15 protein-coding genes are annotated in these 13184 nt (G+C 70.8%); 3 read left to right on the top strand and 12 right to left on the bottom strand.

The window, feature by feature from the left end; translation table 11 throughout:
• Positions 1-8 precede the first annotated feature (8 nt).
• Positions 9-1220: a precorrin-6y C5,15-methyltransferase (decarboxylating) subunit CbiE gene (cbiE, locus tag G6048_RS05640; protein ID WP_165338323.1), complete on the bottom strand. Its 1212-nt coding sequence runs from the start codon at positions 1218-1220 to the stop codon at positions 9-11.
• 121 nt (positions 1221-1341) lie between these two features.
• Positions 1342-1977: a GNAT family N-acetyltransferase gene (locus tag G6048_RS05645; protein ID WP_165338324.1), complete on the bottom strand. Its 636-nt coding sequence runs from the start codon at positions 1975-1977 to the stop codon at positions 1342-1344.
• A 257-nt stretch (positions 1978-2234) separates the two neighbouring features.
• Between G6048_RS05645 and G6048_RS05650 the strand changes: the two genes are divergently transcribed.
• A complete protein-coding gene (locus G6048_RS05650) occupies positions 2235-2594 on the top strand; it encodes a hypothetical protein (RefSeq protein WP_165338325.1) in 360 nt (119 codons plus the stop codon).
• Positions 2575-3033, top strand: coding sequence for a hypothetical protein (locus G6048_RS05655; protein WP_206341214.1), 459 nt, complete (start codon positions 2575-2577; stop codon positions 3031-3033). The genes G6048_RS05650 and G6048_RS05655 overlap by 20 nt, the downstream gene beginning before the upstream one ends.
• Here G6048_RS05655 and G6048_RS05660 read toward each other — a convergent pair.
• The 3 genes from G6048_RS05660 to G6048_RS05670 form a co-directional block, all read right to left on the bottom strand.
• On the bottom strand, positions 3030-3533 hold the full coding sequence (locus G6048_RS05660) for a GNAT family N-acetyltransferase (RefSeq protein ID WP_165338326.1): 504 nt from the start codon (positions 3531-3533) through the stop codon (positions 3030-3032). The two genes, G6048_RS05655 and G6048_RS05660, sit on opposite strands and share 4 nt — an antisense overlap.
• Before the next feature lie 58 nt (positions 3534-3591).
• The gene (locus G6048_RS05665) at positions 3592-4128 is read right to left on the bottom strand and encodes a sigma-70 family RNA polymerase sigma factor (RefSeq protein WP_235989495.1); all 537 of its coding nucleotides are present in this window, start codon (positions 4126-4128) and stop codon (positions 3592-3594) included.
• A 100-nt stretch (positions 4129-4228) separates the two neighbouring features.
• On the bottom strand, positions 4229-5386 hold the full coding sequence (locus G6048_RS05670; RefSeq protein ID WP_165338327.1) for a glycerophosphodiester phosphodiesterase: 1158 nt from the start codon (positions 5384-5386) through the stop codon (positions 4229-4231).
• A 311-nt stretch (positions 5387-5697) separates the two neighbouring features.
• Here G6048_RS05670 and G6048_RS05675 point away from each other — a divergent pair, with 311 nt between their 5' ends.
• On the top strand, positions 5698-6387 hold the full coding sequence (locus G6048_RS05675) for a lysophospholipid acyltransferase family protein (protein WP_165338328.1): 690 nt from the start codon (positions 5698-5700) through the stop codon (positions 6385-6387).
• Positions 6388-6403: 16 nt separating this feature from the next.
• Here G6048_RS05675 and G6048_RS05680 read toward each other — a convergent pair whose 3' ends face one another.
• From G6048_RS05680 to G6048_RS05710, 7 genes are all read right to left on the bottom strand, one after another.
• Positions 6404-7663, bottom strand: coding sequence for a sensor histidine kinase (locus G6048_RS05680; protein ID WP_165338329.1), 1260 nt, complete (start codon positions 7661-7663; stop codon positions 6404-6406).
• On the bottom strand, positions 7660-8349 hold the full coding sequence (locus G6048_RS05685) for a response regulator transcription factor (RefSeq protein WP_206341215.1): 690 nt from the start codon (positions 8347-8349) through the stop codon (positions 7660-7662). Before G6048_RS05685 ends, G6048_RS05680 begins: the two co-directional genes overlap by 4 nt.
• A gap of 19 nt (positions 8350-8368) precedes the next feature.
• Positions 8369-9520, bottom strand: coding sequence for a S1C family serine protease (locus G6048_RS05690; protein WP_328825680.1), 1152 nt, complete (start codon positions 9518-9520; stop codon positions 8369-8371).
• A 277-nt stretch (positions 9521-9797) separates the two neighbouring features.
• Entirely contained in the window at positions 9798-10748 is a 951-nt protein-coding gene (locus tag G6048_RS05695; RefSeq protein ID WP_165338330.1) for a VWA domain-containing protein, read from the bottom strand.
• A gap of 58 nt (positions 10749-10806) precedes the next feature.
• Positions 10807-11730, bottom strand: a complete 924-nt coding sequence (locus G6048_RS05700; RefSeq protein ID WP_165338331.1) for a DUF58 domain-containing protein — start codon at positions 11728-11730, stop codon at positions 10807-10809.
• Positions 11727-12818 carry an AAA family ATPase gene (locus G6048_RS05705; protein ID WP_165338332.1) on the bottom strand — a complete coding sequence of 364 codons (1092 nt, stop codon included), beginning with the start codon at positions 12816-12818 and terminating at the stop codon, positions 11727-11729. Before G6048_RS05705 ends, G6048_RS05700 begins: the two co-directional genes overlap by 4 nt.
• 7 nt (positions 12819-12825) lie before the next feature.
• Positions 12826-13077: a hypothetical protein gene (locus tag G6048_RS05710; protein ID WP_165338333.1), complete on the bottom strand. Its 252-nt coding sequence runs from the start codon at positions 13075-13077 to the stop codon at positions 12826-12828.
• Positions 13078-13184 lie beyond the last annotated feature (107 nt).

Consider the following 13184-nt stretch of genomic DNA (forward strand, 5'->3'; position numbering starts at 1 on the left):
CAACAGGATCACGGGTTGCGAACGGGCAGTCTGCCGGTGAGTAGGAAAGCAACGCTGCGTTCCTTCTCCGTCCAGGCCCGCGTGTCCAGTTCGACGGACTGCAGCAGCGCGCACTCGACCTGATAGCCATGCTCCGTCAGGTCCCTGCCGATGAGTTCGGCCGCGTCGCGTGTCGCGGCGTGCGTGACGATCCGCTGGGGGCGCCGGTCGGCGACGGCGGACACCACCGCGGCACCTCCGCCCCCGACGCGTACGACATCGGGTTCGGGCAGGTTCTCCAGGATGTGCGGCGCGGTGCCGTGCACGATCTGGAGCGGTACGCCGAAGCGGCGGGCGGCGTCCATGGTGCGGGCGCAGGCGTCCCGGTCGCGGTCCACGGCGATGACCCCGGCGCCGCAGCGCGCGGCCTCGGTGGCGAAGGCGCCGCTGCCGGAGCCGATGTCCCATACGAGGTCGCCCACGCGCGGCCCCAGATGGGCGAGTTGAGCGGCGCGCAGCGGCTCGTTCTCGCCCTCGCCGACCGCGCCGCCGTACTTCTCGGCGGGCAGGGCCCAGCCGCGCGGGCCCGCGCCCGGGTCACGTCCGGCGATCCAGCCGCCGTGCCCGGCCGGGGCGACGGGTCCGCCCATGACGATGACCACGTTCGGGTCGCGCCAGGTGTGGTCGGCGGCCTTGTCGGAAGTGAGGATCGTGACCTGTTCGCGGTCGGTGCCGAGTTCCTCGCAGATGACGAAGGTGCGGTGAACTCCCTCGAGGAGCAGGCCGAGTTCGGCCGGTCCGGCGCCGGGCGAGGTGAGGACGGCGACCTTGGTGTGGGCGCGGCACACGTTCACCGCGCGGCGCAGGGTGCGGCGGTGGGCGACGACCACCTGGGCGTCGTCCCAGGGCATTCCGGCTCGGGCGAAGGCGGCGGCGACCGAGGAGACGGCGGGCACCACTTCGACCTCGAGGCCGAACTCGGGGGCGCGCAGGGTGCGTACGACTCCGAAGAAGCCCGGGTCGCCGTCGGCGAGGACCACGGCGGTGCCGCGGTGTCCGGCGATACGGCGGGCGGCGAGGGCGACGCTGCCGAGCCTGATGCGTTCGGCGGCCGGCGGTACTTCGGGCAGCGCCAGATGGTGGGCCGCGCCGGCCACCAGAGTGGCGGCACCGAGTGCGGAGCGCGCCGCGTCGGTCAGTGGCGAGCCGTCCCAGCCGATCACCGTGACCCGGTCGGCCATCGTCGTCAGTCTCCTGAAGTCTTCGCAGGTCGTCGAAAGTGGGGGAGTGTGCGGAGCCCCGTGAGCGTACCTGGTGACTTGTGGTGATGTGGGCGGGGGTCGCGGCGATCGCCCCCTTGGTTCAGTTCCAGTCGGAGTACGTGAAACCGCCGGAGTCGTCGGACTGCTCGCCGACCCCGTCGAGGTCTTCGGGGAGGAGGCTCCACACGATGTAGTCCGTACGCAGGTCGGCCCAGCCGCCGTCCTCCGTGCGGGTCCTGGCTATACAGGCGCCGCGCAGGACGCCCTCGCTGATACAGCCGATCTTCTGGGCGACCTGCTGGGAGGCGGTGTTGTCGGCCGCCGTACGCAGCTCCAGGCGCTCGAACTTCTGGTCGCGCAGCAGCCACTGGGCGGTGGCGAGCGCGGCTTCGGAGGCGTAGCCCTCGCCGCGGGCCCAGGGCGCGATGATGTACGACATCTCCGTGGCGCGTACGTGCCAGTTGGCCTTGCTCAGCTGGATGACGCCGACCAGGCGCTGGGTGAGGAACTCGGTGACGGCGAGGTCGAGACCCCGGCCCTCGGTGCGCTCGGTGGGCGCGGACTCGCTGACCCAGGTGCGGGCGGCGTCCTCGGTGAAGGGCTGTGCCACCGATGTCCAGGCTCCGACCAGCTCGTCGTTCATCATCTCGGTGAGGGCGGGAACATCGTCGTCCTCAAGAGGGCGCAGCACCAACCGATCCGTGCTGAGGGAGACGTCGGGGAAGGTGTTCGTCATGCGCCACTCCGTAACCTTCAGGGACCATCGGGCCTGCTGAACTGCCCAGCATGCAGCATCGGAGCACCCAACCGCACCACGGGGCGGTCAGGAGCACGGGCCGGGGCGCGGGAGCCACGTCTTTTGGCCAAGGGGTCCTTGCACCATGAGCGTCCGATCAGGGCGCGTGGTCTGGTGCCGTGCAACGCGGCGAGGTGCGGTGCCAGGCCGCGCGCCCCGGACGGGCATAGTGCAAGGGCCCCTTATAGGGTCTGAGCATGCTTGATGCCCTGACGTGGGCGACCGCCGTCGCCGCGCTCGTGCTCGCCGCGTGGTGCGGCTGGGCCGCCTATCGCGACCAGCCGACGAAGGACTGGCACTTCATCGGTATGGCGGTGGTGTCACTGCTCGCCCTGGTGCAGTTGGTGGTCGGGATCGTCCAGTTGGCGCGCGGTGAGAAGCCGGAGCAGGGCACGACGATCTTCGTGTCGTATCTGATCGGGGCCTTCGCCTGTATCCCGGCGGCGGGCTTCATGTCACTTGCGGAGCGCACCCGTTGGGGTTCGGTGACGGTCGCGGCCGGCGGTGTGGTGCTCGCCGTGCTGCAGGTGCGGCTCTATGACATCTGGGGAGGTTGAGGTGCCTGTGGCCGAGGAGAAGCCGGCGCGGACGCGGCTCATCGGCGGTCCGGGCATGCTGCTGGTCTGGTTGTACGGAGTGATGGTCGTCGGCGCCGTCTCGCGCTCCGTCGTGCAGATCGCGACGGAGTTCGACAAGGCGCCGCTCGCCTACTCGCTGTCCGCGGTCGCGGGCCTCGTGTACGGCTTCATCACGTACTCCCTGGTCCGCGGCGGCGAAACGGCCCGCAAGGCGGCGCTGGTGTGCTGCGCCGCCGAGCTCGTGGGCGTACTGACCGTGGGCACCTGGACCCTCGTGGACCCGTCCGCCTTCCCGGACGCCACGGTGTGGTCGGACTACGGCATGGGGTACTTGTTCATCCCGGTGCTGCTCCCGGTGACGGCGATGTTCTGGCTGCGCAAGGCGCGTACCGAGGTGCCTGCCGGGGAGCAGGGCTAGGCGCTGGCGACGAACGCGCCTGCCGCCACCGGCTTGGCCAGCGTCACCAGCGTGAGCCGCTCGTGGACGCGGCGCCTGGCCACGGCCTCGTAGCCGTGCCGCCGGTACAGCTGGAGGTTGTGCTCGCTGCGGTGCCCGGTGAACAGCTGGAAGTTCTTGACCGCGCCACCCTCGGAGAGCTTCGCCTCGATGGCGTCGAGCAGCCGTCCGCCCAGGCCGTGCCGCTGCATACGCGGGTGAACGATCAGCTTGTCGATGCGCGCCGTCCCGTCCGCGTCGACGGAGCCGCGCACCGAGGCCACCACCTCGTCGCCGAGCCGGGCCACCAGGACCGTGCCGCTCGCCAGCTCCGCCTTGAGGGAGGCGAGGGTCTGGGTGAGGGGCTCGATGCTGTAGTCGCCGTACAGCTCGGCCTCACTCTGGTAGCAGAGGAACTGCAGTTTGAGGATCTGTTCGGCGTCCTGCTCGGTCGCCCCCGAGATGGTCACGCTCATGCCCATGTGTGCATGCCTCCCGCTCACCTGTTCCGCCGGTTGTCCCTCACTCCTATCCCCGCGCTCACCAGGGCGCAACCTCCCCCGTGAGCATTCGACGCAGACATCCCAGGCATCTGGAACGTTCCGGGCCAAGACTGCCCTGTGAGATACCCAACTCCCCCGCGATCTCCCGGTATGTCAGGTCTTGCGGGGACAACAGCGCGGCCATCAGACGCGGACAGCGACCGGGGAGCCGGCGTACGGCGGAGTGCAGGGCGCGACGCCGGGCCGCGGTGAGTGCGAGTTGCTCCGGGCCGGATCCGCTGTCGTCGGCGGGCTCGGTGACGTACGGCAGCTCGATGCTCGCGGTGCGCCGGGTGCGGCGGGCCTCGGTACGGACGGCGACGCGCAGCCAGTCGGCGGGGTCGGCGGGCGGGCCGTCCGCGTCGAGGCGCTCCAAGAACCGCAGCCAGACGGCCTGTTCCAGGTCGCCGGGCTCGGCCCCGGAGGCATGGGCCTCCGCGGACACCTCGGCGGCGAGCAGCGGGCTCAGCTCGGCGACCATGCCCATGGCGGACCTGGCGGACCTATACGTGGCCGCCATATCCGGGGCAGACATGTCATGCGTCATATGCGGAACGACGAGGTCGCCCCGGGAGAGGTTGCCCGGAGCGACCGTTTATCACCCCAACTGGTGCATCGACGCTCGGCAGTTGACCTCAGCCGTTGACGAAGTCCTCGCGGGCGAGGAGTCCGGTGTCCGGGTTGTCGGTGAAGACGCCGTCGATGCCGGTCTCGAAGTAGACCTGGAAGGCGCCGAAGACGTCGCCGTAGGCGTTCGGGTCGGTGCCCTTCCTGAAGTCGGCGGGCAGGAAGGTGTTCTCGTTGCGCATCGTGTACGGGTGCAGGATCAGGCCCGCGGCATGCGCGTCCTTGACGAGGGTGGTCGGCTTGGTGAGCTTGCCGCTCGCGTCCTTCGGGATGATCAGGTCGAGGGTCGGGCCGAGGCCCTGCGCGTACGAGGCGATCCACTTCAGGCCCTCGGGCTTGACGAGGTCGGCGACGGTGCGCGGGTCGCCGGCCTGCACAAAGTCCCAGGGGCGGCTGTTCGCGGAGGACAGCAGCACGACGAGCGGGTTGCCGACCAGCTTGTTCAGCCGCTGGATGCTGCTGGGCTCGAAGGACTGGAGGAACACGGGCGAGTTCTTCTTGTGCTTGCCGTACTTGCGCAGCAGCTTGGCGAGCCTCTCCTCCAGACCGAGGCCAAGGCCACGGAAGTAGGTGGGGTGCTTGGTCTCGACATGCAGCCACACCTCCTTGCCGCGCTTACGGCTCTCCCGCTCGGCCCAGCGCAGGACCTCCTCGAAGGTGGGGACGTCCCAGCGGCCGTCGTACAGCGTGTTGTGCGGGCGGTTGCCCGGGATGCGCTCCTTGGCGCGCAGCGTCTTGAGCTCGGCGAGTGTGAAGTCCTCGGTGAACCAGCCCGTGAAGGACGCGCCGTCGACGCTCTTCGTCGTCTTGCGGCCGGCGAACTCGGGGCGGTCCGCGACATCGGTGGTGCCGGTGATGTCGTTCTCGTGGCGGCACACGAGGTGGCCGTCCTTGGTCGGGACGAGGTCCTGCTCGATGACGTGCGCGCCCATGTCGAGGGCCAGTTGGTACGCGCCCAGGGTGTGCTCCGGCCGGTAGCCGCTGGCGCCGCGATGCCCGATGATCGTCGGCACCGGCAGGCTCTTGTACCCGCCGCCGTGCCGTTCGGCGGCTGCGGCCGTGCCGGGCAGCCCGAGAGCCGCTCCGCCCGCGCCCAGCACCGCGGCCCCGAGCAGCACCCGCCGTCTCGTGCCCCGCCCCTGCTCGTCCGACCCCTGCGTCCCCATGTGCGCTCCTCCCATAGCTGCCCTGCACCTGCCAAATCCGGACGATCGTAGGTGCCCTTGGGTGACGGATGGGAGACCTGGGACGGAATACACGGATGATGCTGAGTGTCGTATGAGGTGCGGGAGTCAGGGGAACCCGGGCTCGATGGCTGCGGCATTTGTCACACATCTCGTACAGGTGTCGGGCGTGCAACAGCGCGCCACCCCAGGTAAACAAGTAGCGACACTGCGTATCCACTCCGTGAACCCGGTGTGCAACACCCCGGGTGGCGCGAGTATCGTCCTCACCTGCAGAGACTCTTCACTTCCCCTTGACACCGGAGGGCCCGTTGTCCCGCTTTGCGTTCATCAAGGCAGTGCTCGGACCGATCATGCGCCTGATGTTCCGCGCACGAGTGGAAGGCGCGGAGAACATCCCGGGCTCCGGACCGGTCATCCTGGCCGGCAACCATCTGACGTTCATCGATTCGATCGTGCTGCCGCTGGTCTGCGACCGGCAGGTCTTCTTCATCGGCAAGGACGAGTACGTGACCGGGAAAGGGCTGAAGGGCCGCGTCATGGCCTGGTTCTTCACCGGCGTCGGCATGATCCCGGTGGACCGGGACGGCGCCAACGGCGGGGTCGCGGCGCTGATGACCGGCCGTCGGGTCCTGGAGGAGGGCCGGATCTTCGGCATCTACCCGGAGGGCACGCGCTCCCCCGACGGGCGCCTGTACCGAGGTCGTACGGGTATCGCGCGGCTGACGCTGATGACCGGTGCGCCGGTCGTTCCGTTCGCGATGATCGGCACGGACAAGCTGCAGCCGGGGGGCGCCGGGATTCCGCGGCCTGGCCGCGTCACGGTTCGCTTCGGGGAAGCGATGGAGTTCTCGCGGTACGAGGGGATGGACCGTGACCGGTATGTGCTGCGGGCGGTCACCGATTCGGTGATGGCTGAGGTCATGCGTCTGTCGGGTCAGGAGTACGTCGACATGTACGCCACCAAGGCAAAAGCGGCGTAAGTCACTTACGACCGCGTCAGACGGCGGGCTGCTCCTCGGGCGGCCCGCCGTCCACGTGCTCGGCGCCCGGTGCCGGGAACCACAGGACGAAGGTTGAGCCCTCTCCCATTCGGGAGAAGAGACGGACCTGGCCGCCGTGGGACTCCACGATCTGGCGGACGATGGCGAGGCCCAGGCCCGCGTGGCGGTCTCGGCCGCCGCCGTTGCTCCTCGCTCGCCAGAAGCGGTCGAAGACACGGGCCTGGTCGTCGTCCAAGATGCCGGGGCCCTCGTCCTGTACGGATGTCCAGAGCCAGCCCTCCGAGCGGCCCGCCGAGACGGTGATGCGGGTGCCGGGTGGAGCGAGTCGTACGGCGTTGGAAAGCAGGTTGCCCATGGCCCGGCGCAGCGCGTCGTGGTCGCCGATGACTGTCAGGCCTGTGGCGAGGCTGCGGTACAGGACGAGACCGCGCTCGGTGGCCAGCGGCGCGAACTCCTCGCAGGCCTCGCCGGCCGCCGCCGCCAGGTCCACGTCGGCGTCGGCGAGCGCGGGCGCGGTACGGCGGGCCGTGGCCAGCAGGTCCTCGACCAGCCGGGTCATACGGGTCGTCGCGCGGTCCACACTGCGGGCGGCGGCCCTGCGTTCCGCTTCGTCGGACTCCTCGGTGGTCAGCACCGCGTCCAGGTTGGCGCGGATGATGGCGAGCGGGCTGCGCAGTTCGTGCGAGGCGTCGTCGATGAGCTGGCGCTGGGCCTGGAAGGCCTCGTCGAGCCGGTCGAGCATGGAGTCGATGGTGTTGGCGAGGTCGCGCAGTTCGTCCTTCGGCCCGTCGAGCCGGATGCGCTGCGAGAGGTCGGTGGCCTGGATGTCGGCGGCCGTACGGGAGATGGCCCGTACGGGACGCAGCACGCGGCCGGAGAGGATCCAGCCGATGGCGAGGCTGGTGACGGCGAGGCCGCCGAGTACGACGAAGGAGGAGCTGCGGAGGTTGTCCAGGGTCGCGTAGTTGACGGCGGCCTCGACCTCCTTGAGCTTCACGGCGTCGACCTCGCCCCAGTAGACGCCGTTCACGTACTTCTTCGCCCGGAACTGATCGCTGACCGGGTGCGCCTCGCCGCTGCGCTCGACGACGAAGTACGTCGCGCCGAGGACGAGGGCGGTGAGGACGAACAGCAGGCCGGAGTAGAGGACGGTGAGCCGGAAGCGGATGGTGTGGGTGAAGGCGGGCAGGCGCAGCTTCGCCCGTACGAGCCGGAGTGGGGCGATCAGCCGGCCCCGGCGGCGGGGGCCGGTCATCCCGCGTCCTCCCTGAGCCCGTTGTCCTCCTTGAGGCGGTAGCCCTGCCGGATCACCGTCTCGATGAGGGGCTCCTCTTCTCCGGTGATCTTCCGGCGCAGGGAGCCGACCGTGACCCGCACGGTGTTGGTGAACGGGTCGGCGTTCTCGTCCCAGACGTGTTCGAGCAGTTCCTCGGCCGGTACGACGCGGCCTGGACGGGTCATCAGATAGTGCAGGACGCCGAATTCCTTGGGGGTGAGGTGGAGTGGGCGGTCCCCGCGGAAGGCCTCGAAGCGGGCGGTGTCCAGGCGGAGTTCGCCGACCTCGACGACCGAGGTGCCGCCGTCCTCGCGGCGCAGCAGGGCGCGGATACGGGCGAGGAGTTCGGGCAGCGCGAAGGGTTTGACCAGGTAGTCGTCGGCGCCCTCGTCGAGGCCGCGGACGCGGTCGGCGAGCCGGTCGCGGGCGGTGAGCATCAGGATGCGCGGGCCGCCCTGGGTCGCCCGTACCGCCCGGCACACCGCGAACCCGTCGCCGTCCGGCAGATTGAGGTCCAGCAGGACGAGGTCGTAGTCGTTCACGGCCAGCTTCTCCGTGGCCGTGTCGACGTCCGGGGCGACGTCGACGGCGTACCCGGCCCTGACGAGGCCGACCTTGAGCGCGACGACCAGGTCTTCTTCGTCCTCGACCACCAGAAGCCTCATGGTGTTCCACCCCTTGCCGCTAGCTTCCGTCGATGATCGCCTGCGCGGCTTCCCTGGCGTCGGCGACCGGGATCGCGAACCCGATGCCTATGGAACCACCGCGTTGCTGGTCCAACGTCGCGATGGCCGTATTGATGCCGATGACGCGGCCGCGGGCGTCTACGAGGGGTCCCCCGGAGTTTCCGGGGTTGATCGACGCGTCGGTCTGCAGGGCGGGGCGTCGCCCGCCGCCCTCGCCGAGCTGTACGGAGCGGTCGAGGGCGCTGACGATGCCGGAGGTGACGGTTCCGCTCAGGCCGAGCGGGGAGCCGATGGCGAGGACGGTGTCGCCGACGCCGGGCCGGGCGCCGGTGGCCAGATGGGCGGCGCGCAGACCGCGTGCCGTCTCGGGTTCGAGGACGGCCACGTCGTTGGCGCGATCGTCACCGAGTACGTCCGCACGAAGCCGCCGGCCGTCCTGCAGCTCGATCGACACCTCCGAACTGCCCGCCACCACATGCGCGTTGGTGAGGATCCGGCCACGCTCGTCGAACACGAACCCCGAGCCCTGCCCGTCGTCCGTCTGGATCGACACCACACTGGGCAGCACCCGCGCGGCGACGGCTTCGAGCCCACCGACGTCCTGCGCGGCGGCGGGCGCGTCGGAGTCCGACTCGCCGAAGCCCCCGGCGGCGTACCCGGCAGCCCCACCCGCGAGCACGGCGGCGAGGACGGCCGCGACGACCGGCCGGGGCTTACGGGGCGCCCGCGGGGCCGGTGGCTGCGGGCCGGCGTACGGCGACGCATACGCCTCCGGCGTCCGGTCGGCATGCGGTGCCGGCCCGAAGGCCGGCGGCGGCCGCCCCGGCACGAACGCGGGCCCGCGGGGCTCGCCGAGGCCGACGTGCGGGGGTTGGGCGGGCCCACTCGAGGACGGGCCGCCGCCCTGGGCGCCCGGCTCCATACCGCTGTCCGGCTCGTGCGAAGGCGCGACCCGGTCCGCGTCGCCGACGTCGGCACGATCGAACGGGTCGCTGCGCGCGGCGGCCAGACCGGGGTACCCGCCGTCGGCCTCCGGCCTCGACCAGCCGTCGTCAGCTCCGCCGTCACCGTACGGATGATCGCGACCGTCGGGCCCAGCGCCCGGAGGGGCCGCGGGTTCCGGGTGGCCGGTGTATCGGTTGTCGGACACGAAAAGCTCCTCCTAGGTCACCGCGGACCCCTGTAGGGGCACACAGGGCTGTTTCAAGTTGCGGCTCGACCAGCGCCCCTTCCGGGTTACGAAGCTGCGGCACATGCGGCTCCTCCCCACCACGGGCGCGACCAGCGCCCCGTAAGGCTCGCGGGGGTGCAACACACGTGGCTCCGCCGCAGGGCTCGACCAGCGCCCGTAAGGGGCGCGGGGAACGGCGCGACCAGCCACAACGCACCCGCACCTCCCAACCGCCCTCCAGCGAAACGCCGCCGCCTCACGGCAACCTCGAGAACCAAAGCAACGAAGTAGCTGCGGCGGCCAAGGCCGCAAGCAGCCCCGCCGCGACGAACCACTGCCAGATCTCGCGTTCCTCCGTGCGATGCCCCACGGAGCTGCCGATGTCCTCGTACACCGCCTGGAGTTCTTCTCCGGTCGCGGCCTCGTGGAAGTCGCCTCCGGTGCTGGAGGCGAGGCTCTCCAGAGCGGGCCCGTCCACAGGGACGGGGATGCTGTCGCCCGAGGGCAGCTCAATGGTGCCCCCTTCCGTGCCGTACGCGATCGTCGAGACGGGGATCCGGTCGCCGGCCGCCTCCTGGGCCGCCTCTTCGATGGAGCGGCCCGTGGTGTTGGAGCCGTCCGACAGGAGCACGATGTGCGCGGGCGGCGGGCGCCGCTCGGCCTCCCGGTCGAGCATGCGGACGGCGTCGCGCGAGGCGACGACGGCCTCGCCGATCGCCGTGCCCTCGCCGGTGGCGAGCCGTTCGATGGCGGTGCGCAGCGCGGCCCGGTCGGTGGTCGGCGGCACCGCCACGCTGGCGCTGCCGCTGAAGGGGACGAGCCCGGCGTTGAAGCGCTCGGGCAGCCGGTCGACGAAGGCGAGGGCGGCTTGCTGGGCCGCCTCGAAGCGGGTCGGCTCAACATCCGTGGCCTCCATGGAGGCCGAGACGTCGAAGGCGACGACGATCGTGGCCCGTTCGCGCGGCACCTGCACCTCAGTGGTGGGCCGGGCGAAGCCGACGATCAGCAGGCCGACCATGGCGCAGAAGGCGGCCGCGGGGACATGCCGGCGCCAGCCGGGCTGCCTGGGCGCGACCTTGTCCAGCAGATCGAGGTTGGTGAACCGGACGGCGTACCGGCCGCGTCGGCGCTGCACCACCAGATACACGGCGATCAGCGCGAGCAGCGGCACCAGGAGCAGCAGCCAGCCGGGGGAACGCAGACTCATGGCAGCTCCCGGAGGACGGATGCGGACGGCGGTGACGTGGCGCTCACCCGCCGGGCGTTCACGCGGCACCGCCTCCGGCCCTGCGCCGCTGGGCCGCGACATGGCGTACGACATCCCGCACCCAGTCGCGATCCGTACGCAGCCGCAGATGGGCCGCGCCGGACCGGCGTATGGAGGCCTTGATCAACGCCCGCTGTTCCTGCGCCGCCGCGGCGTACCGCTCACGCAACCGCCGTGCGTTGGTGGGGATTTCCCGCTTGCGGCCGGTCTCGGGGTCGACGACGGTGAGCAACCCGACGTCGGGCAGCTCCAGTTCGCGGGGGTCGACCGTCTCGACCGCGAGCAGCTGGTGGCGGTGGGCGATGGTGCGCAACGGCTGCTCCCAGCCCGTCTCCAGGAAGTCGGAGACGACGGCGACGAGTCCCCGCCCCGGCAGGGTGCGCAGCGCGTACAGGGCGTCGGCGAGGCTCTGGCCGGCGACGGGCGGGCCGGGTGCCACGCGGGGCCGGTCCAGGGCGGCGCGCAGGACTCTGAGGAGGTGGGCGCGGCCGGTGCGCGGTGGGATCCGCCGGATGCCGTCGGGGCCGGTGATCTGGGCGCCGATCCGGTTTCCGGCCCGCTCGGTGAGGAAGGCGACGGCCGCGGCGGCGCCGACGGCCAGGTCGCGCTTCTCCATCTGAGCGGTGCCGAAGTCCATGCTCGCGGAGGCGTCGAGGACGATCCAGGTGGTCAGTTCGCGGTCGGCGAGGGTGAGCCGGACGTGCGGGACGGTGGTGCGCGCGGTGGCGCTCCAGTCCATCCGGCGTACGTCGTCCCCGATGACGTACGGACGGGTCTCGGACACCTCGCTGCCGGGACCGGGCACAAGCCCTGTGTGATCGCCCTGGAGGAGGCCGTCGGGGCGGCGGGTGAAGAGCAGCTCCAGGTGTTTCAGGGCTTGTTCGGGGGTTAGTTCGCGCAGGCTCGGGGTGCTGCCGCTCATGCCACATACTCCTGAGGGTCGGGCCCGAGGTCGTGGCGCGGACTGACCCGCGGCTGCTCCACCGCGGCCAGTACCTCGTCGACGATCTCGGCTCCGCCGACACCGTCGGCGAGCGCGTCGAAGGACAGCACCAGCCGGTGCGCGATGACCTCGTGAGCCAGATCGTGTACGTCCTCGGGAAGGACGTAGCCGCGGCCGCGCAGCAGGGCGAGCGCGCGGGCGGCGGCGACCAGGCCGAGGGTGGCGCGAGGTCCCGCGCCGTGCGCCAGCCGGCCGTCGCGGCCCGCGAGTTCGCGGGTCGAGACGATCAGCCGTACCGCGTACTCGGCGATCGCGTGGTGCACGAACACCTCATCGGCGGCGCGCTGGAGCGCGATCAGCCGCTCCGGGGTGAGGACGGGGCGTGCCCGGGGCGGGTCGACACTCATCCGGTAGAGGATCGCCAGCTCTTCGGACTCGCTCGGGGCGGCGATCTCCACCTTGAGCAGGAAGCGGTCGCGCTGGGCTTCGGGGAGTTGGTAGACGCCCTCGGACTCGATGGGATTCTGGGTGGCGAGTACGAGGAACGGCTCGGGTACGGGGATGGTCGTGCCGCCGATGGAAACCTGGTGCTCGCCCATCACTTCGAGGAGCGCGGACTGCACCTTGGCGGGGGCGCGGTTGATCTCGTCGGCGAGGACGAAGTTCGCGACGACGGGGCCGGGTTCGACGGTGAAGGTCTCGCTGGACTGCCGGTAGATCCGGGTGCCGGAGATGTCGGACGGTACGAGGTCCGGGGTGAACTGGAGCCTCGCGAACTTTCCGCCCGCGACCTCGGCCAGGGTCTTCGCGGCGAGCGTCTTGGCAACACCGGGCACGCCCTGCAGCAGGCAGTGCCCACGGGCCAGGACCGCGGTGAACATCCGCTCCACCATGCGGTCCTGGCCGACGATCACCCGCTTGACCTCGAAGAGCGCCTCTTCGAGAAGCTTGCCTTCGCGGCCCTCGAAGCCTTCGCGGTCAAGGCTTTCGCGGCCGTCAAGGCTTGCGCGGCCTTGACGGCTCGCGCGGTCCTCGTGGCCTCCGGGGGACGGGGATGCGGCGGTCATGCGGCGGTCACAGTGCTTCGGCGGGATCGCCCGTGGACTCGGACGGGCTGCTGCCGCCGGTCCCGTCCTTCTCGGGGCAGTCCTCGCGGTCGTAGAGGCTGGTTCCGCTGTTCGACGTGCCTTCCTCGACGACGAACTCGACCTTGTCGCGCGTCGGTTCGTCGCCGTCGGCGGCGATGGCGACGCCGCCTCCGGCCAGGCCCGCGGCGGCCAGCACGGTGACGGCGACGACAACTGTCTTACGGGTACGACGTGTCATGGTCGGTGGCTCCTTCAGCCGTATGGGACGACATCGGGTACGTGACCAAGACCATCAGGTGAAGGCGAAAGCGGGCTTAAAGGAACCCCTGAGCTGGGGATTTGAGC

Source organism: Streptomyces ureilyticus (genome assembly GCF_011045025.1).
Taxonomy (GTDB): Bacteria; Actinomycetota; Actinomycetes; order Streptomycetales; family Streptomycetaceae; genus Streptomyces; species Streptomyces ureilyticus.